General features: G+C 61.7%; 17 protein-coding genes. 5 read left to right on the top strand and 12 right to left on the bottom strand.

Annotated features, from left to right (window positions below; all coding sequences use genetic code 11):
* The first annotated feature begins 53 nt into the window (after positions 1 to 53).
* Positions 54 to 4688: a hypothetical protein gene (locus AC1DS0_RS11715; RefSeq protein WP_476814521.1), complete on the top strand. Its 4635-nt coding sequence runs from the start codon at positions 54 to 56 to the stop codon at positions 4686 to 4688.
* Between the two features lie 147 nt (positions 4689 to 4835).
* On the opposite strand, the gene AC1DS0_RS11710 is transcribed toward AC1DS0_RS11715, so the two are convergent.
* From AC1DS0_RS11710 to gspG, 9 genes are all read right to left on the bottom strand, one after another.
* A complete protein-coding gene (locus AC1DS0_RS11710) occupies positions 4836 to 6212 on the bottom strand; it encodes a hypothetical protein (protein WP_476814520.1) in 1377 nt (458 codons plus the stop codon).
* Positions 6213 to 6470: 258 nt separating this feature from the next.
* The gene (locus tag AC1DS0_RS11705; RefSeq protein WP_476814519.1) at positions 6471 to 7634 is read right to left on the bottom strand and encodes a hypothetical protein; all 1164 of its coding nucleotides are present in this window, start codon (positions 7632 to 7634) and stop codon (positions 6471 to 6473) included.
* Between the two features lie 344 nt (positions 7635 to 7978).
* On the bottom strand, positions 7979 to 8482 hold the full coding sequence (locus tag AC1DS0_RS11700) for a hypothetical protein (protein WP_476814518.1): 504 nt from the start codon (positions 8480 to 8482) through the stop codon (positions 7979 to 7981).
* Positions 8483 to 8498: 16 nt separating this feature from the next.
* Positions 8499 to 9053: a GspMb/PilO family protein gene (locus AC1DS0_RS11695; RefSeq protein ID WP_476814517.1), complete on the bottom strand. Its 555-nt coding sequence runs from the start codon at positions 9051 to 9053 to the stop codon at positions 8499 to 8501.
* Positions 9050 to 10030 (bottom strand): hypothetical protein, encoded by a 981-nt coding sequence (locus tag AC1DS0_RS11690; protein ID WP_476814516.1) that lies wholly within the window; start codon positions 10028 to 10030, stop codon positions 9050 to 9052. Before AC1DS0_RS11690 ends, AC1DS0_RS11695 begins: the two co-directional genes overlap by 4 nt.
* Positions 10030 to 10653 (bottom strand): PulJ/GspJ family protein, encoded by a 624-nt coding sequence (locus tag AC1DS0_RS11685; RefSeq protein ID WP_476814515.1) that lies wholly within the window; start codon positions 10651 to 10653, stop codon positions 10030 to 10032. Before AC1DS0_RS11685 ends, AC1DS0_RS11690 begins: the two co-directional genes overlap by 1 nt.
* Positions 10650 to 11048: a hypothetical protein gene (locus AC1DS0_RS11680; protein WP_476814514.1), complete on the bottom strand. Its 399-nt coding sequence runs from the start codon at positions 11046 to 11048 to the stop codon at positions 10650 to 10652. Before AC1DS0_RS11680 ends, AC1DS0_RS11685 begins: the two co-directional genes overlap by 4 nt.
* On the bottom strand, positions 11023 to 11514 hold the full coding sequence (locus tag AC1DS0_RS11675) for a prepilin-type N-terminal cleavage/methylation domain-containing protein (RefSeq protein ID WP_476814513.1): 492 nt from the start codon (positions 11512 to 11514) through the stop codon (positions 11023 to 11025). The genes AC1DS0_RS11680 and AC1DS0_RS11675 overlap by 26 nt, the downstream gene beginning before the upstream one ends.
* Complete coding sequence (gspG, locus tag AC1DS0_RS11670) at positions 11511 to 11957, bottom strand: type II secretion system major pseudopilin GspG (protein ID WP_476814512.1); 447 nt, start codon at positions 11955 to 11957, stop codon at positions 11511 to 11513. The genes AC1DS0_RS11675 and gspG overlap by 4 nt, the downstream gene beginning before the upstream one ends.
* 94 nt (positions 11958 to 12051) lie before the next feature.
* On the opposite strand from gspG, the gene AC1DS0_RS11665 reads away from it, so the two are divergent.
* The 4 genes from AC1DS0_RS11665 to AC1DS0_RS11650 are packed head-to-tail and all read left to right on the top strand — an operon-like array spanning position 12052 to position 16296.
* On the top strand, positions 12052 to 12621 hold the full coding sequence (locus tag AC1DS0_RS11665; protein WP_476814511.1) for a prepilin peptidase: 570 nt from the start codon (positions 12052 to 12054) through the stop codon (positions 12619 to 12621).
* Between the two features lie 56 nt (positions 12622 to 12677).
* Complete coding sequence (locus AC1DS0_RS11660; RefSeq protein WP_476814510.1) at positions 12678 to 14282, top strand: GspE/PulE family protein; 1605 nt, start codon at positions 12678 to 12680, stop codon at positions 14280 to 14282.
* Entirely contained in the window at positions 14279 to 15508 is a 1230-nt protein-coding gene (locus AC1DS0_RS11655; RefSeq protein WP_476814509.1) for a type II secretion system F family protein, read from the top strand. The genes AC1DS0_RS11660 and AC1DS0_RS11655 overlap by 4 nt, the downstream gene beginning before the upstream one ends.
* Entirely contained in the window at positions 15505 to 16296 is a 792-nt protein-coding gene (locus AC1DS0_RS11650; RefSeq protein ID WP_476814508.1) for a hypothetical protein, read from the top strand. The genes AC1DS0_RS11655 and AC1DS0_RS11650 overlap by 4 nt, the downstream gene beginning before the upstream one ends.
* Before the next feature lie 32 nt (positions 16297 to 16328).
* Here the strand turns inward: AC1DS0_RS11650 and gspD are convergent, their stop codons facing one another.
* The 3 genes from gspD to AC1DS0_RS11635 form a co-directional block, all read right to left on the bottom strand.
* The gene (gene gspD, locus AC1DS0_RS11645) at positions 16329 to 18380 is read right to left on the bottom strand and encodes a type II secretion system secretin GspD (RefSeq protein ID WP_476814507.1); all 2052 of its coding nucleotides are present in this window, start codon (positions 18378 to 18380) and stop codon (positions 16329 to 16331) included.
* A gap of 398 nt (positions 18381 to 18778) precedes the next feature.
* Positions 18779 to 18943: a hypothetical protein gene (locus AC1DS0_RS11640; RefSeq protein ID WP_476814506.1), complete on the bottom strand. Its 165-nt coding sequence runs from the start codon at positions 18941 to 18943 to the stop codon at positions 18779 to 18781.
* A gap of 145 nt (positions 18944 to 19088) precedes the next feature.
* Positions 19089 to 19517: an RHS repeat domain-containing protein gene (locus AC1DS0_RS11635; protein ID WP_476814505.1), complete on the bottom strand. Its 429-nt coding sequence runs from the start codon at positions 19515 to 19517 to the stop codon at positions 19089 to 19091.
* Positions 19518 to 19741 lie beyond the last annotated feature (224 nt).

The raw sequence follows: 19741 nt of genomic DNA, 5'->3' as shown, positions 1-19741 counted from the left end.
CGCGCTCATTCCTCCGCTAGCGCGGCAGCCTGCTTTCAGTGCAAAAACACTTGATGCGCGATTTCAAAGCGCTCGGCGATGTTAGATTGGGCAGCGTGAGCACTCTACTATCCTCCCACCTTCAAGCCCTACGGCAAGCCCTGCTAAGTCTGAAGCCGACGGGACGGCTCGGCTTTGAAGGGCTGATCGGTCTGGCTCTGCAGGAAATCGTGGGTACACCGTTCAGCCTTGCCGTGAGCGGTACCCAAGGTGGCATCGATGGGGCCTCGTCATTGGAACGCCTTGGGGTCGTTTTCGAAGGGAAGCTGTACGCCGACGCCATCCCCCGGGAAAAAATCGTGACCAAGGTCGCGGACTTCGCGCGCAATGTCCACGACGCGGATCTCGTCTGGGTGCTCGGTGCGACGATCGAGGTACCTTCGCAGCTCGTTGGCCAACTACGTCATGACGGGAGGAGATCAGGAATATCGATCCTGGTCCTGGACTGGATAGAGACGCCGCTTCCCAAACTTGCGCTGGCACTCGCCATGGGAGGTTCCTCCGTCGAGACCTTCCTCGCGGCGAATGTGATCGAACCGGCCTTGGTCACTCTAGCGGCCCAAGCGCTCTCAGCGATAAAGGACTTGCCGTCATTTCCGGAGCAAGCCGCCCGCCTCGAGTCTGAGCTGAACGCGACATCGATGGGCTTCGATATGGCCCGCCGATCGAACGCCGATCGCTTGAAGCTGATTCTTTCCGATGGGCGAAGGGCGCGCTCGAACCTCGGCCAAGCGCTATGCCCGCTTGACGCCTCGCAGGCCATATTGCCCCGAGTGGCCCTCCAGTTGGAACTCGCGACCGCATTCGACAGCGCTCCGGACGGATCGGTTACCGCGATCCTTGGGGACGAGGGGTGCGGCAAGTCCTGGTTCTCGGTGCAGGGCTGGCTGTGCGTGGAAGACAAGCCGATGCTGGTTTTCATACCGGCCAACGCATTGGATAGAGCCAAGCTCGCGTCGGACCTCGAACGCCTCCTGGTCGCTCAACTGCTTACGCAGGCGGGCGACGAACCAGACGAGCGCAACCGCAACCGGTGGACCCGGAGACTGGCGACTTGGCGTCGGCAGCCTCCTCCGATTAAGCCGCGCATCGTCGTGATCTTGGACGGCATTAACCAGCGGCCCGACGTCGACTGGAGGCAAATCGTCGACGCCATGAGCCTAGTACTCCAGGAGATCGGCGGCACGTTGATCGCGACCTCTCGGCCCTCATTCTTTCAGGATCGCGTAAAGGGCCGGCTTTCCGTCCCTGTCAGGGAGATCCGCGTCCCCGAGTGGACTGTAGCCGAGAGGGACGAAATCCTTCTGCATGGTGGCATACCGCCCAAGTCGTTGCGGGCTCGCGTCGCCGAGAGGCTGCGGAACCCTCGATTGCTGGGCATCGCTCTCCGGCTGCTTAACCACGATGCCATCGCGTCTGTGGCCGAGCTCGACGTCAGCCGACTCCTTTTCGAACATATTCGACTTAGCGAGCCGAGCGCGTTTGGCCCGAGCTCGCCGGCCGACTTCGCGAGGCGCCTTAGCAATGACGCGCAAACGATCCTCGACCGCGTCGTCGAACGACGAACGGAGGACCTTCGGATCTTCGACGTGGAGCTACCGTGGGTCGCCGACGGTAGGTTCTTCCACGAGGTGGAGGGCGACTCAGGAAAGTACGAGATCAGGGAAGACGGACTTACCGTTGCGCTCGGTCTGGCGGTGATCGCCCGATTGCAGAAGGCGAAGCGAAACGGCGTGGATCTGGACGCCGCACTGGCGACGCTGCTGGATCCGGTCGCGGCGCTGGACGACACGGCCGACGTCATCCTCGCGAGCCTCACAGCGACCTTATCGACAGACATTGACACAGAAGGCTCCGTCGCCCAGGCCCTCGTTCGGGGTTTCGCCGGTTTGCAGAATCCGGACCAGGCTAAGTATCCAACCTTCAGCAGGTTGGCGCGGGAAAAGCCGCGACCGTTCCTGGGCGCCGCGCGCGAGCTTTGCCTAGCGGAGGCGATATCGTCCAACTTGGATTGGCTTCAGGACGCGCTTGCGGCGGCGGCCAAGGGCGGCAGCTCGCAGAGCGTAACGGCGATCCTCGATGAAGCCGCGAGTTGGCTGTCTGTACATACCTTGTCACCTGAGATCGGCCTAAGAGTTCGCCACGACGAAACATCCGCGTCCATCCAGGAGGAACGCGAGAAGCGCCGGCGACAGATATCCGAGCGGATCGACGCACTCAGTGGACCCGAAAGGGACATATTCGGCCGCCTGAAGATCATAGAGCCCAGCCACAATGCGCTGGCGAGGTTCGCCTTGCATCTGCTGGCCGGGCATCCTTTGGCTGGATTCGCTCATCGGCTCTTCGATTGGTGTTTCGGCCAAGCGCTCAACTCTGACCTAGGCTCGCCCTATCGGGAGTTCCTCGATCTCGTCGGAATGAACCCTGTCGATTGGGCCGAAACACGCGACGCCTTACTTCGTCAGACCGCGTCCCTTCCGATCGAGGCCAGTTCGATAACCGGCAAGTGGGCATTGATCGCGGCGATGCGCGCAACCGGGCACCCGGACGATGCGAGCCTAGCGGACAGCCTGCATGACGAACTATTGAGCGAACGTGACAAATTCAGGGATTGGAGGAGAATCGAGGATTACTGCGCAACCGACCCGTGCGATCCCTCCTCCACGGAGCCGGACAATCTTCTAAAGACCGCGTCGGAGTTCAACGAGGTTGATGCTGGGAAGCTCGCTGTCAATGCAGGCTACTCGGAGGAAGACTTCTTCCTGGAAGGGGCCGGGCTGGGAATGGCCCGCTTCCGACTGTCTGAAGCTACCGAGAAGTATCGTGCATTCGCCGACGAACTGCTACGTCGGCGAGGCTTCCCCCTGCGCCAAGGCCTCATGTGGTTCCGCAGCCACGTGTCGCTCCTAACTGCGGATCAAGGTCGTCTGCTCGCGAACCAGGAGTTCGATGCCGGACCGAATGGCAATCTGAATGGCCTGTCCGACCAGGATAGCTGGCTTGTTCGCCAGTATCATCTCCTGCTGTCGTTCCCATCGTTGTCGAGTTCCGAACAGCTCGATGCGCTTCTCCGCATCCCGCCCGAAGACCTTGTGCTGCTCGACGTTTACGCTGCCCTGAAGGCGCCCGATTCCCACGAGTTTTTTCAACGCCTCCTAGACGCCCGCGTTGAAGGCGATACGCGGAAACAGGAGTTGCTGATTGCCGTGGCGAAGCAGTTCGCGTTTCCGCTGGATCGTGATGAGCTGGCCTCCGCAATCTCGTCTTCATCGCAGCGGTTGCGTTGCCAGGCGCTGGCGTACATCGCGGAGCATGGCGATCGACGATCCCTTCGTGAGATCGTGGAAACGTGGACGCTCCCCCTCGAAGAGACCGAAAGCGGCTTCGAGGAGTGGTATGGTTCGATCGCTTTGCTTCGCGCAGTGCAGCTGGGCCTCGCGCGCCCAAATGATGTCCTCGATCGAATTTCACCCCGCGTCCTTGGGCGGGCGGCGCGAATGCTCGGCGGCGACGCTGTTCGCGCGATCGCGAGGCGCATCGACGCCTCGATCCAGCGTGCAGCCCTGCTCGACTCAGATCCGATGGTCCATGCGGTGGAATTGCGTGTGCGCCAGCAAGAGGACAATGAACCCCACCTGATCAGTATACGGGAACCGGAGCGCCTCGCGATACCGTCGCTGTTGTCGCGCCGGCTCGGCAACGAGACAATGCAGGACTTCGAGGCGACACAGCGCCTCAACTACGAGGCATATCTCGCGTTCAAGAAGCGCCTGACCCAGGCCGAGGCGCGTATCGTGCTCGACTATCTTGCCCTGGACGAATTCGCGGCGATCGTGGCCGCTGACAAGGAGTTAGCGGAGAGCTGGTGGGTTCGATTGTCCGCGCAGCCGACCGAACGTCTGCGTAGCGTGCATAACTTGCTCGTGCTGTTGGCTTATGCGTTCAGCGAGACCCATCCCGATCGCAGCGAGCGCCTTTTTGAGATCGCAGATAGCGGCACGCCGATCGTGAAGAACTCCTTCGGTTACGCCGGTGTTGATCTGAAAGCGATGGCCGTTTGGAGTTCGCGCGACGGCGGCCAGCTCGACGAGCTCCGTTTCAGCAGGCTGGACCGGGCCGCAACGGATCGAGAGATTGCCGGCGAGGTCATGGCCGCACTACTGAGCGGTCGAGACGAAGCGCTGCGCCGTTACGTCGAAACCCGCGTTGGCACCGGAGAGCCCGCGAAGATGTCGCGCGCACTCATGGTCGTAGGTTTCGCGAACCCTAGCGAGGCCGGCGAAGCACTGCTGTCCCATTTCGAAGCCATGCGCGGACGCCTGGGCGATGCAGCCAAGGCGGCGCGGTACGCATACCAACGCAACTTGTGGTCGCGACATTGGTACGAGCGGATGTGCCAGCGCGACGATCCGGCGGAATACTGGCAAGCGAAACTTCTGCTGAACAAGATCGTCGATCGCCGCTTCGAAAGCTGGTGTGACGCATTCCCCCGAACGGGCACGGCCATTTCACATTTCCGGACCGCCTCGGATAACGACTTGAAGCGGCGCTACGAAAGATGGGATCAGCATCGGAGCAAGAAGCTATGTGGTAGGGACGCCCCCTCTCCAACATTGCTGAACGCATTGTTGAACCCGGCAAGATCGTAGGTTCAGCAGCAATAGGCGCTTAGACCCGATCATCGCGAGACGTGTGCGACCGTGTCGCTTGACCGCACCTCATCGCAAGCCCTCATTGTCAAAAAGCGGTTCGTCCACTCCCGAGCAGCGCTTTGATGTACTTTATGGCATAAGGCTTCAGCCGCCTGCGGTGCTGGGCCTCAGTAGAAGCTCACGATCAATGATTAGCGGGTCAAGATAACGCGGAAACTTCAATATCACCTGGAGAACACTGCGCAGGGTCTCAATGGCCAGATGACGTCCGACTTCAGGGTCTTGAGCCTTGATCGCTTTGGCGGCCTTTTTTCCTGTCACCCCGTGAACGATGGTTGATCGGAGGTCATAGAGCTTGGCAACATCAGCTCGGGTGGTGTCGATCCGCGCTTGGTCGCCGCCGATCCCTGCCAGAGCACCGGCTCGCATACGAAGCTTCCAGCCGATCGCCTGATTGTCGGCATCTCCGAGCAAAATTTCCAGCGCGATGGTCGCATCGAGGATAGCGTCGGACGGGTCATCGCGGGTGGTTGCAGCGTTGAAACGGCGCAGCGCCAAATCAAGTCGCTGCCCAGTGTGGCTATTCATCGCTTGGTAGGCGGTTGCGACCTCTTTCATCTGTGTAGAGGTCACCATAGGGATGCCGTCGCGGTTCCAGCCGAAGTTGTCAAAGGCCTCGGGGTAGCGCCGGGCTCCGACTGCGAAGACCTGCGGCCAGTCCATATGAGACCAAGTGCGCCAACCCCGCGCCAAGTATACTTCCTGAGCATAGCCAGTCTGAACGCCGGTTACCAGTCGGAGGGCCGCAAACAGTACCTCAATCGCTTCGCGCGCGGCGGGGGTGCGAAACGATAGCGTCTGGCTCAGGGCCCAAAAGTTATCATTGGGCACGCTCCAGCCGGTGAGCACGAAGGCGTGAGTCGCTGCAGCCAACACCGCATCGTGGCCGTTAGCGCCATAGGCCTTCTCAGACCAGCGGGCCTTCTGGAGCTGTGGCGACATGCGCATTATAAAGGCGTTAGAGGCCAAACGCAGGCGGTCAAAATCGAAGTGGGTAAGCGCGACTGGGGCGAGGATCGCTAGGTCGAGCGTCGCCTTGAAGAGGCCGTTCATGAAGGGACGCAACACTGCCGCTCGGGAAGCATCCGTTGTCGCTACTGGACCGAACCGGTGGAAATGGAGATCCGCCGCAGCGGCCACTTGAAGCTGAGCGTGGACCTCATTGAGGGTGCTCTGCCCGATCCCGGTCAAGCCAGGTGCGTTGCTGGTGTTTCCTGTGATCATGGCAGTAAGCGTGTGCAGCATCGGAAAGCGATCCGCGGGATAAGCGCCGCGCCGACGCGCTTCTTCGTCGCTATAAGGCGGTTCCAGAACGCTGGAGTATTTTAGTGGGCCAGTGGGCGAGAAGTACGAGCCGTCTGTCAGCCTGGGCATGCCGTTGTCGTGCCGAGACAGTTCGGGTTCGCGATCGGGCGCGGGTTTGCGGCCGTCCGACAAAGCCTGCAGAATCGCACCGACCATTTCTTTGAGCGCACTATCATAAAGCTTCGCCAGATCGGCGTGACCTGCGGGGTCTCGATCGTCATAGGCTCAGTCCCGAGAATGAAGACTCATCCTAGGCGAGGCTGGGCGGAACCGCTCCCGTCGGATGACTGCCTGTGGCCGCATAGCCTGCCGAATGGCTTGGAATGGAAGGGTTGCTGTCAGTGTGTTCTCAAGTGCAGATCTCAGGATGCGGACAGAGGAAACTGTCTTGAAGCCTCGCTAATTCGGCTAAACTCATCGAAGAAAGCCATAGCCCTCGAGTAGAAATCGAACATATTCAGGAGTTATTTCATAAATTTGCCTTGATACAAGCGCGCCGTCAGGGTGGGCTTGGATGTGTTCATCCCTTTCAACGTCGTAATGATTGAGAGCGACTTCTGCAGGCCATTGGAATTTTGTGTCAAACGGCACCTCTGCATACGGATTGAAATAAATCTGAAGCCCATCCAAATGGGTTTCGCGATAAAACGATGAATGCTGAATAAATACATCTGCACCGCCGATCTGATACTCACTCTCTCGTCGTTGCGTGAGGAGGCGATTTAGAGCAGCGAAATGAAACCGGCGCGTCCCGACTTGCCAGAGCTCCGAACCGGGCGCAATCCTGTTCTTGTCGATCACCCTGTAACGGGTCGCTCGGACGAGCCTTTCAATCTTACTTTCAACGACTGCTTTTCCAAAGGTCCCGACTGTAGAAAAGAAAACAGCACTGATCTCTTTGAACGAATCGTTCGTAAAAATACCCATCTCAACTTCGGCACCCGAAGGCTTTAGGAGAGAGCTTATCTTTTCTTGCTTTCCCAGGTTTGGCCCTTCGAGCACGGGCGGCGCCAAGCCATAAAGGACCATGTTGATGAGTTCGTTGTTTTGAGTGAGCGAGAGGTCGCTGTCGAAGGGAGCGATTGCAATGACAAATGGCCGATTGCGCACGTGGCCCATCGTGGAATACGAGTGCTTCTTTCCATTGCTTCCTCGGTAAAGTTCAAGCTTGTCTTTAATCTTCCCGGCAAGCTTCAGCGCACCACGGGTTTTGAAATCTTTCTCATTAAAGTTCTTCTTCTGTTTCGCAGGAAAAGGCTGATCAGAGACAACTGCCTCAATGTTAAATTCATAATTTCCGGGCCCTCGAACGAAGAAATCCGGCGCTGATTTTGAAAAATCGACGCTGCATCCCAAATCCGTCAGTGCTCGGTTCAGATACAGTTCCCACATCGAAGAATTGAACGTCGTCTGAAATTCGTTGATGAATTTTTGGCTCTCTCCCCTGCGATCCAGCAGGCCAGTCGCCCACCTTTGAATAATAATCTGAACCTTTGCGTAATCAGGGGACGCCGCGATGAGGCGAAAGTGATTGTGGAGCTTTTCTTTCCGGATTCGCGGAGTAAATAAGTCCAACATCCCTATATCGTCCGTGTGTTTCTCTCACGCATCGCGCTGGTAATCGGCACTATGGGAGCCGGGCTTTGACGATGCCCCTTCCGCATCTGGAAAGGCAAAAAGCACTACCTTGAAATCACTTAGCGTCTATGAAGCATGGGTACACGAATCCGCAATGGCAGACCCGAAGAACCATCATTGGTTTGCGATGGGGTACGGTAGCTTACATCGTCGATCGAAGAGACTCCCATATCTGCAAAGGGTCGAAAGCCGGCATTACCTCTCAATGCCGCGAGCGTCCGCTTCCGGGCGACAAGCCAATGTCCGATTATGGCGCGAGCCGGACGCCGACGGCTGGCGGCAGATCAATTTCGGGCCTCAGACGACTGAGCTTTGTTGACTTCGCTGATTGGATCCAGCGACATGGACACCGATTGTGTCCCGCGCCTGAATGACACGGCGCGCGCGGCGATATGCTCAACGAGCCAGCCATCTACGGACGTCCCCACTGACACCCGTTGAGCTTCTGCGTTCTGTCCCTTCCGTTCGATCAGAGCGGTCGGCGCTGCGCCTTCTACCATAATGATTCCAGTTACTCGCCATTGAAGCGGCTGCGCTTCGGGGAGGAAGGAAGCCGACGTAGCAATCGCGGTAGGCAGCGCTGACTTCGGCGCCTGCGAAGCGTGTGCAATGAAGTTCCTGGCGAACAGTGGCGATTGAGGAGCGGAGAAGTTTGACTGACTCACTTGAGCAGTAGCGGCTGCAACAGCAGCCGGGCCGAAACCGGCCGTTTCCTCTTTAAACTGTTGAAACGCGACCGCCAGCACTGCGGCTGCGAGAGCCCCGTTCAAGCCGATGAGACCGAGCACCGGGGAACCGGGCCGCTTAAGGCCTGGGATTCTGATCATCGACGATAGCTCGCCCGTTCACCGTGACCTGCAGCATCCTCGACTCGGTCGGGACAGTTTGTGGCGTTGCCAGCCGTATATCAACGCGATCGATCAACATTGCCGGCGGCAGCCGCTCCAGGTTGAACAACCAGCGTTCCAGCTCGCGCGCAGGCAATTGGATAGTCGAGCTAAAGGCGCTGATGTCAGAACGTTCGCCCTGTCTGCGTTCCAGAAGCTGCAGCTGGGTGATTTGAACAGAGCCCGTGCTGGATTGCTCCAGCCGTTGGCGCAAGGCCGCTGCCAGCGGCTTTTGCGGCGACGGCCGAATGAAGGGCACCGTTGTAGGATCGTTTTCGGACTTCAACTGGGTGCGCAGCCTTCTTGCCTGGGTCAGGCGCTGCGTAACTGAGTCGAGATCGGAGCGCTCGGACGCAATTTCCAACGCTTTGAGGCCAATTCCCAGCACGGCAACCAAGATCAGAAGACCGCCGCCGAGCCATGGACCGGCCCGGAGGATCTCTTTCGCCGATGGCAAGGAGAAGCGGTTCATTGCGGCTTCGCCGAAACGAGAACCGCCGTGATCGTTGCTTGGTCTTGCGACACGCGTTCGATGGCGACCTTCTCGATGCCAGCCTTGCCAACGAGCGCGACACGTACGGTCTCCGCTAAATCCGAGGGAACAACCAGGCGCAATGCGCCGCGCTCGACGGTCAGCGCGCGAGGGGCGACGGATGGCGGAAGCGTCTCCGCGAGCAGCAATACGACCTCCCCTACTGTTCGATCGGCCTGATCGGTGACGAAACGGCGAGCATCCTGGAATTTGCGCAGCTGAGCGATCTCGTCGCCAATCTGGCGCAGTTGGGAGATGGTCTGGAATCGGCTCTGCTGAAGGCGCTGCAGCTCGGCCTCCTGGCGCCAGTTGATGACAAGCCAGAGGCAAAAGGATAGAAGCACCGCCGTTAGCGACAGCAGCCGCACGCGCTGTCGCCGCCGGATCAGCGCATCAGTAGTTGCCTTGTCGATCACCGACAGCCAAGCGCGGTCGCCCAGCGCAATTGCCGTCAGCGGGGTGCCACGAGCAGCCAGTGAGTCGATGATCGGTTGCACCTGCGAACGCAGCACATAGCGCAGATCGAGATCGAAGGTTGGGCCGCTAGCCTGCCCCGCACGGCGTGCAACCAGTACCTCATCTGCTGAGAAGGGGCTCCACTGCGACAGGTTATGCTCGATCGCCTGATCAAGATGTCGTCGCAGCCGTTCCGGCAGGCTCAAGGTCTGTGTGAGCACATCGTGCATTGGCAGTTCGAGCACGTTGAGCGCCGGCTTGGCCGGTACAGCGCGGGAGGCGTTGGCGGCGGTCGAGGCTATATCTTGAGGGCCGATGAACGAGAGTTCTTCGCTCGAGAGTGCTGCTTCAGGGGACGGGCGCAACCAGCCTCGCAGCGAATACCAAGCCGCGGCAGCCATCTGGCGCGGCTGCCACTGCGCCGCCATCCGCAAGACCGTGCTGATGGAGCCTGCCGGCATTACTGACCCGCCATCCTGAGGCATTGTTCCGTTAGGCAGAAGGCGAGTGGTTGCGGGCTCAAACGATAAACGAGCTCTACCTCAGACGGCCGAGCTGCGAACTTGGCGACCAGCCGCAACGCGCGGGGCATGGCATCTCGTCGCTCCCAACGTTCCAACCAGCGCTCTTCCTCGTCGCGCGACGGCGCTCCAAAATACGAAAAGCGCAGCGCTGCATGAGCGGATGCAAAGCCGTCGCGACGGCTCGCGTCCGATCGTTCGAGCGACAACGTAGAGGCGCTGCCACTGCTGTCGATGCGGACGCTGATAGGTCTGATGGAGTCCGCCAAAAGTGCCTCCGGTCCCGCGGAAACGAGGGTAAATCCCGCCGCTGTGCCCGAGAAGCTCGGTTGGTATCGCTCGGTCGAAGACACCGCCAACCTATCGAGGAGTGATCGCAAGGTGCGGTCGGTGTCCAGCAGGAATGTTGTTCGAGCCGCGGTATCGCGCACGCCCTCATATGTCCGCATCGCCAGGAATATCGCAGCTGTTGCTGCCACTCCGACAAAAGCGGTCACAACGAGCGCGACCAGAGTGTCGAGCAACGAAAAGCCGGACTCTTTGCAATGATCAAGGTCGCTCATCGCGCGATGGCCGGGGCGATCGGCACCTCAAGCGTGACAAATGGCGCTGCGGATTCGCGCTCCCGTGCGACAAAGCGAGCCTGCAATCGCTGCCCGGGTGGCTGTGAGGTGCCTGCAAGCCCCACCTCGAACTCCCAGGCAAAGTTAGCCTGGATACCACGGTGCTGTTGAGCCACAGGGCGCAGGTCGAGCCCTATGCGCGCGATCAGTGCTTCGGCCGTCTTGATCGCGAGCAGCCTACGCTCGGTGTTGGCGATCCGATCGGTCCATGCCGAAAAAGCCGTCAACGCAACACCGATCACGCCAGCGCTGATCGCGAGCGCTACGGTCGCTTCGAAGCTGGTAAAGCCATCTCGCCGCGTGATTGCTTTACTGAGCATTCTGGAACCGGCCATTCTGCCAGCCGAGCGCGGCCTTTGCGGAAAGAGGACCTTTGCTCAGCCAGAATTCCGCACCGCTAGATGAGCCATCGGGAAAGAACGCGATGGCAGCTTGCGGGCCCAGCCCCACTTCCTTCGCCGTTACGACGCGCAGCGAGATACCTGCAGGCATTTCCATCCGCCGAGGAAGGGCGCCGATGCTCAAGGCGTTCTGCACCAAATCGATCGTCAGTACGGTGGCATTGCCAGAATTGATCGCTTCCGCACGAGCGAGCGCGGTCATCTGGCGAAGGGTCGAGAGCCCTTGATCCAGGGTCGAACGCTGCGCTGCTGACTGCAACGCGATACCGAGCCCTGCGCTTGTGATCGCCAACAATGCGAGCGTTACGAGGACTTCAAGAATCGTGAAGCCATCCTGCTCAAGGAGCAGCGGAGTTGGTCTCCGGTCTGCGTTGCAGATGCGATGATCGGCAGTTCTCACAGCAGGTCAGCGTTCTCGCCGCTCCCTCCAGGCGCCCCATCGGCTCCGAGCGACCGAACACGAAACTCGCCATTCTCAGCCGCTCGGCCATACTGGTAAGGGCGGCCCCAAGGATCCGTCAGCGCCTTCTCGGTCTTGAGATATGGCCCGCGCCACGCTTCGAGATTTCCCGGCCGCTCGAGCAGCGCCTTCAGCCCTTCCTCCTCGTTCGGGTAGCGGCCGAGATCCAGGCGCAATAGATCGAGCGCGGCCGTCAGCTCGCGAATCTGCAGCTTGGCGGTGTCAGACTTGGCACGGCCGAGCAGCCCGAAGAGCTGGATTGAGCCCAGCGTTGCAAGTAGCCCGACAATGACCAGAGCAACGAGGACCTCCAGAATCGTCATGCCGCGCTCATCGCCAAGCGTGCGCAAAAGCGCCCGTTTGGCCTGCGATCGATCCGACATGCAGCAAGGCCCCCATCTCAACCGCTGCTAGGATTCTGCGTTAGCTGCATCAATACAATGACGACAGCTCAAGCCGTTGTGGATATCCGCGGTTGTGAGCGCAGCATCGTTCCGCCTCGTGCTACTCGTTGGAGCTGAAGAGTCCACCGAGGCAAGCTGGATGGCCATTAATGTCATTGAGCCAGCGTTGCATGCGGTGATCCTTGGATGCCTTGCACGGGCCTCCTGGATCGACATGCACTCGTTGAAGCTGCCGGACATTCTGACGGCCACCATCGCCATCACCGCGCTTCTTCTGGCTGCTTTGTTTTCTCGGACATCTCTGGCATCTGCCGTTCTCGGCATGTTTCTCGCTGGAGGGCTGACGTTCATTTGCGCCATTGCGGCGAGCCGGCGAGTTGGGATGCAGGCCATGGGCGGCGGAGACATTAAGTTCGCCGCTGCCATCGGTGCGTGGGTTGGCGCCTTCGATGTGTCCTGGATGCTGCTCGGCGCGGCCCTGATCGGCCTCATCGTCTTTGCCCTGAGAGCGGCGGCTGGGATCGGCAGCGGGAAGCGGATCATCCCCTTCGGACCTTGCCTTGCCATCGCGGGCTCGGCCGTCGCGATCATCGCGCCAAGCCAAGTGCTGCAACGACTTGTGGCAGGGGCATTCCAACTTTGACTAGCCCGGCCACCTCCCCTGGCGTCACAAGAACAGTCGATCTCCGAAGCGAGGTCGTGTCGCGCTTCACCGAGCGTTCAAGGCTCGACCGTCAGAATCTCGACCGGGCTGCCCGCGTAGCGGAGCGCTCCGGCGAGAAGATCGACGTCGTCTTGAACAAGCTAGGGCTTGTGAGCGACGAGATTTTTGTCGAAGTCTGGTCAGAGGCCGCAGGCGTCACGCCCTTTTCAGGCGATATCTCCGGACTTCGCATCGATACGGTTGGTCTTACGCGCGCCTTCATCGAACGATCCGGCGCCATCCCACTGGGGCGCAAAGCCGATGTTCTAACGCTCGGCGTCACCGACCCGCTCGATGAATTCTCGCCGCGCGCGATCGGCACGAAGCTGAGATGCGAGGTACAGCGCGTCGTCATCAGTCCGACTGCGCTGGTAACCCTTCTTCGCGGCCTGCCCGCTGCGTCTTTCGACGATGGTGGCGAGACCGCCAACACCGACGCCATCGCGACCGACGTCGAACGATTATCCGACATTACCAGCGACGCGCCGATCATCCGCCTGGTCAATCAGATCATCGAAGCCGGCTTGGCGCTCAAAGCCTCGGACATCCATATCAGCGCGACCCGCCACGGCGCTCGACTGCGGTACCGAGTGGACGGCCTCCTGCGGGACCAGCCCGCGCCGCCGGCGAGCGCGATACCGGCCATCCTGTCGCGGCTGAAGATCATGGCAGGCCTGGATATCGCCGAGCGGCGCGTTCCTCAGGACGGCCGGATCAGGACGTCGTGGCAAGGTCGCGAGATCGACCTGCGGCTCGCCACCATGCCGCATGTCGATGCCGAGGGCGCGATCCTCAGGGTTCTCGACCGCACGACCACACTGCTCGAGCTCGACGCGCTCGATTTCACTGCAGCCACTGCGGGTGGCATCAAAAGATTTCTTGGTCAGCCACAGGGCATGCTGCTCGTCACCGGGCCAACGGGCTCGGGAAAGACCACGACCCTCTATGCCGCGCTTAATCATCTCTCTGGGCCCGGCCGCAACATCATTTCGATCGAAGACCCGGTTGAAGTCTTCCTGCGGGGCGTCAATCAGGTCCAGGTAAACCGAGCGGTCGGCCTCGATTTCTCGCGAGCCTTGCGCGCTGCGCTGCGACAGGATCCCGACATCGTCATGGTCGGCGAAATCCGCGATCGAGAGACCGCTACGATCGCGATTCAAGCTGCGCTGACGGGGCATCTCGTGCTGGCCACGCTGCACACCAACGATGCCGTCTCGGCGATAACCCGCCTGGTGGACATGGGCGTCGAACCCTTCCTCGTCGCGGCAACGGTCAGCGCCGTCCTGGCGCAACGGCTGCTGCGAAAAACCTGCCCGGTCTGCCATGGCACAACCACCGCACCGACGTCGGAATCGCCAAAGCGTTTTCAATGCCTGGGCTGCGAGGACACCGGCTTCGCAGGACGAACCACGATCGCCGAACTGCTGGAAGTGACACCGGACATCCGCAACCTCATCGGACGCGGAGCTGCCGAGCGGGACATTCTGGCTGCCGCCGTCACGTCCGGCTTCATCTCGCTGGCGCAAGATGGCTACGTGAAAGCTGAGCGAGGTATCACGACCCGCAGCGAGGTCGTTCGTGTCATCGGGCATGCCGGATGACGGTATACCGGTATGAACTGCTCACCGGCAGCCATGCGGTCGAGACCGGAACGATTGAGGCTTCGTCGCCCGACGAGGCCCGCCGTGCTCTGGCGGTCGGGGGCAAGCTGATCCTCGCTCTTCGGGAGGAATCCGGCAGGAGCAGGCTCTGGGAGCGGCTGAACCAGGACATTTCGGCACATAGGGCAATCGACCTGCCTGTGCGGGCGGCTCTAATGGAAGAATGGGGCCAGCTGTTCGATGCAGGCCTGCCGATTGCCGAGGCCGTATCGATCACTGCGGCAAGCGCGCCGCCAAAGTTGAAGCCGAAGCTGACGATGATCGTCGAAGCGCTGCGCCGCGGCTCTGGTCTTGCGGGTGCGCTCGAGCAACTGGGCCCGGCATTCCCGTCGCGCGAGATCGCGATGATCCGTGCCAGCGAAGCCTCCGGGACGCTCGCGGCGACAGTGCAGAAACTGGCCACCGAATCGAGCGAGCGCGTGCGGTCGCGTCGGGAGGTTCTCAACGCCTTCGCCTATCCCGTTTTCACCGTGCTCGCGGCCATCGTCGTCGTCGTGATCCTGCTGGTGACGATCGTGCCGGCGCTCGAACAGTTCATCGAAGGGCGAGCCACCGCGGAGCTGCCATTGGCCAGCGTCGCCGTCATTGCGCTGAGCCGTCTCCTGCGCGAGCACGGCTGGGCCATCCTGATCATTTTGGTGCTCACAGGCGTCGCCTGCTGGGCTCTCCTCGTCACTTCGCCCGGTGCAAAACGCGCAGTGGAGATGGTAAGCTTGCGCCTGCCCCTTATCGGCCGGGCGAGCCAAGCCTTCGAGTTCGCAGCCTATCTCCGCTCTCTCGGTACGCTGGCTCAGCAAGGCATGCCAACCGGGCCGGCCATGGCGCTCGCCAGCGAAGCCTTCGGACGACGCGGTCTGCGCGAGCGGGCCGAGCAGGCAAGAATGTTGGTGATGCAGGGCAAGCCGATTTCGGAAGCCTTGAAAGCCAGTGGCTGCTGTCCGCCGGAGACCTTGCGGTTCGTGACGGTCGGCGAGCGGACCGGCCGCCTGGCTGCAATGCTACTGCAGGCGGCGGCGGTCGAGGAAAGCCTCGGACGGCGCCGGATGGATGCATTCTCGCGCGCGCTCGGTCCGGCCCTGACCATTGCCGTCGGCCTACTCGTCGGCGTGATCGCCTATACGATGATGTCGACGATCCTCGCGATCAACAATCTCGTCGGAATATGACGCCGCCCGTCCAAACGCCGGGCGCGCGAGACGTGGAGGGCGGCTTCGCGATCCTGCTGGCGTTGGCGCTTCTCGTGATCCTCTCGGGCGTCATCGTCGTGATCCAGTCGATCGGCTTCGCGGCTGCAAGTGACGCAGCTGTCGAGATTCGTCAGGGCTCGGCCCGCCTGGTTCTCGATGGCGCCATGCGCAACCGGATCGAACAGGCCTTCCTGTCGGGAGCCGCCGATCTCAACACCGTCGCGGTCAGCGCCGACGCACCTGCGGGCAGGTTCGACTTCCAAGTCGGTTTCGAGGACGGGAAGGTCGATGTGAACAGCGCTCCGCCGGAGCTGGTCAAACTCGCGCTACAGGCCGCCGGCACCGACCCGGGCACGATCGAGGCCGTGCTGGCTGCCGTGACGGAGTTGCGCCGGCGACGCATGGCGGTGGCGGACCCTGTTCAACTTTTTCCGATCGAGAATCGTGTCACGGGCCGCACAGCCAAAGACCAAAGTCGTTTCCTGACAGCGTTTTCGGGATCGCGGGGCGTCAATCTGACGGTATCCGATCGGACCCTTCTTGATCACGTTGCCCCGAACAGCGCAGCTGCACTTTCACAAGGGGGAGCGGCGCTCGCCAACGTCAGCCCGGGACCGTGGCAGAGCTGGCTGAGCTCGACACGCACGACGATCGCGCTCACCGGGATCTACAGACACCGGGATGGGTGGACGATGCAGCGCAAGGCGGTCTTTCGCATCGATCGCGGGCGCCAGACCGTCCAGTTTCTGGCCTGGCGCACGATCTGACGGTCCGTCGCCAGGGGCCCTGCCCTGCTCCTCTAACGATAGAGCGCCGCCCCCGCGCCGCTCATCCGCGCCTTGATCTCGCGCGTCACGGCTTGCGCGTCGATCGTGTTGGCCATGATCGTCGGGCGGATGATGACGAGAAGTTCGGTACGGTTGCGCTCCAGCGCCGCATTCGAGGTGAAGGCGGCGCCGAGCACCGGGATATCCTTCAGGAACGGCACGCCGCTCTTGCCGGTCTCGCGCCGGCTCGAAATCAAGCCGCCAAGTGCGATCTCGGTGCCGCTCTGCACAGCGACCTGGCTGTTGATCTTGCGCTGGCGAATGGTCGGGGAATCGATCGAGGAGGTCGTGGTGCGCACGACGTCGCTGACCTCTTGCGAGATGTCGAGCACCACGGTGCCGCTGGCGTTCACCCTCGGCGTCACCGCCAGGATGATGCCGGTGTCCTTGAGCTCGATATTGTTGACCACCGGCGCGTCGGAGTTCGTTACGCCCTGCGCCGTGCGCGTCGCGATCGGCACCTGATCGCCGACCTTGAGATTGGCGGTCTGGTTGTCGAGGACAGTCACCGCCGGCGAGGAAATCACCTCGAGATCGGTGATCTGCTCGAGCGCACTGACCACCACCTTGGCGTTGGGAATCTGCCAAGTGTAGTTGAAGCCGGGGAAGGTCTCGCCGGTCGAGCCGGCATTGCTGTCGGTCAGGATCGCGCGATGGTTCCCGCTCTCGAAATACCAGCGCACGCCATGCCTGAGCGCATCGTTCAGGCGCACTTCGGCGATCGTCGCTTCAATCAGCACCTGCGTCAGCGCCACATCGAGGCGCCGGATTGCCGCTTCGACGCGCCGGAACTCGTCCGGCTTGGCCATGACGACGATCGAGTTGGTCGACGCGTCGGCTCGGATCTGGACGTCCTGACGGCCGGTATCCGCCGACGCACCCATCGGGCCCTGCGCAGCGGCAGGGATTTCGGCCTCAGGCAATTGCATCGCGGCAGACTGGGCCGTGGCTGCTGCGCCTGCTGTTGATGCGGAAGAGCCCGCGGCGCTTGTCGAGGCCGAGGTCGGGGTCAGCTTCGGCGCCACTGCAGCGCCGCCCTGTGATCCCCCCGACGAGAACATGCCGCCGAGCACCTGGGCGATCTCGGTCGCACGGCGGTGCTGTACGGGGTAGACGAACATCCGGCGCCCGTCGCTGCGGTCCGGCTGGTCGAGTCGCCGGACCCAGGCGCGGGCCCGGTTGAGGCCTTCGATATTGCGGCTGATCACCATGACCGCATTCATGCGCTGGATCGGCAGCACCCGCACTGAGGAGCCGAAGGCTTGGCTCATCTCGCTGGCGACCGCAGTCGCGCTGCCGTCCTTCAGCGGCAGCAGCACCAGCGACTGCCCTTGCATCTGGTCGACATCGAGCGAGCCCAGGACCTGCTCGACCGCGTCGACATCGGCGGGCGAGCCGGCGACGACGAGGTTGCGGCCCTGGACGCCGATGCTGGAACCGGGGCTGAGGAAGGGCTGCAGCGCGGCGCGCGCCTGCTCGCCATTGATGTGGCGCAGCGGCAAGGTACGCACGCCTTCCGCGCGCGAGCCCTGCCCTGCCCCGTCGCGCCCGCTGGCGCGGCTGACCCGGAAGATGTCGCCATCCTGCAGCAGCACGCCGCCGTTCGCCTGCAGGGCGTTCTTGACCAGGGTCAGAGCGGCGCTGCGCGAGACCGGCTTGGCGGTGCGGATTGTCACCTTGCCGGTGACCTGCGGGTCGATCACCGCCGTCACCTTCAGGATCTCGTCGAAGACGACGCGCACGAACTCCTGGACGTCGGCATTGACGAAATTGAGCGTGACGTCCGGCCCCTCCAGCGCCGCCTCGGCCGAGCGCCCGCGCGGATTGCGGACCGTGCCGGTACTCTGGGCGAGATCGGAGTAGCCGGCGCGGCGGTCGAGGCTGCGGCCGCCATCGGCGACAACGCTGAGATCGCCGCGCTGCGGCAGGCCTGCCGTGACATCGCCGCCGCGATCGCCGAGCAGGCCGAAGCCGGTGCCAGTGGAGTCGGGCTTGCGGGCGCTGTCGCCCGCACAAGCCGACATCATGCTCGCCGCCAGACAGATTGCGACGCTGTGCCTCGACCGCCTCAACTCACGCCACCATGAAAGCCAGAATTGCAACCTGAAGGGACTGTCGGCGACCCGCATGACGGGCACAAGGCGGCCCAGCAAGTTATCCGCAGGGAAGCTCAGCCCGGCGCATGATGTGGGTTTCGGGGCCCGCACCAGAGCCCCGTCCTGGTGATGCTGACGGCATTGCCATTGGCGTCGTAGGCGATCAGATGAGGTGTCAGCCGCGGTCACCGCATGTGGGCGCACCACGCCCGTCCCTTGCGCCGGATAGGTATAGCTGCCGACCCCGGCCATCGCAGTGATGCTGTGGGAGGTGTCGTAAGCGATCGTCCGGCTCAGCCCGCCGACGCCGGCATTGCTCACCTGCCTCAGACGGTCGAGCTCGTCTTAGGCGTAGCTCCAGCCTCGACGACGCTGAGATCGCCGCGCTGCGGCAGCCCGGCGGTGACACCGCCGCCGCGATCGCCCAGCAGGCCGATGCCGATGCCAGCGGAATCGAGCTTGCGGGCGCTATCGCCCGCGCAAGCCGACATCATGCTCGCCGCAAGACAGATTGCGACGCAACGCCCCGACAGCCTCAACTCACACCGCCTGCAAAGCCAGAAATGCAACCTGAGGGACTGTCGGTGACCTGACTGATCGGGACAAGGCGGCTTGGGGAGTTATCCGCAGAGCAATTTATGCTGTCTTCTGTGACGCGCCCACCAAGCATCCTGAAGCCGGCACGCGCTCATGCTTGCGCCATTGGCCGGCGACCGGCGCGCCCGTGGTCGTGCCATCCGCCAACGGCACCTCGAGATCGGCGCCGAGATAGAGCATGGTGCGCAAGGCAGCGCCCGCCCCGCTCGTCTTTTTCAAGCGCCGCCCGTCAGGACCATAGATCAATTGCGTCGTTGCGCCGTTGACCGTGATCGTGACCGGGCGGTTCTCGCCGTCATAGGTGAAGACCCGCGACAGCCCGGGGCTAGTGATGCTGGTGGCATTGCCGTTGGCGTCATAGGCGATCGCATGTGTCCCCGCCGCGGTCGCCGCGTGCGGACGAACCGCACCGACCCCTTGCGCCGGATAACAGATTGCGACGCCGTGCCTCGACCGCCAGAATCGCAACCTAAAGGGACTGTGGGCGACCTAACTAATCGGGATAATGCTGCCCGCAGCTTATTGGCAGCGGCTCACGCTGTTTGTCCAGCGGCGGGGAACGCATAGCTTATTCTTAGAAATTCTCCAACTTTTCAATCTTTATTTCATGAATATTGCAATCTCTGGGAAGATCTTCCCTGTCATCCCATTTCTCAATCTCAATAATTCTATCTGATAGAATCAATAAATTC

The organism is Allobosea sp. P4_H5 (genome assembly GCF_056400825.1).
The sequence above is the reverse complement of the archived record's forward strand: the minus strand, read 5'-3'. Positions and strand labels throughout refer to the sequence as shown.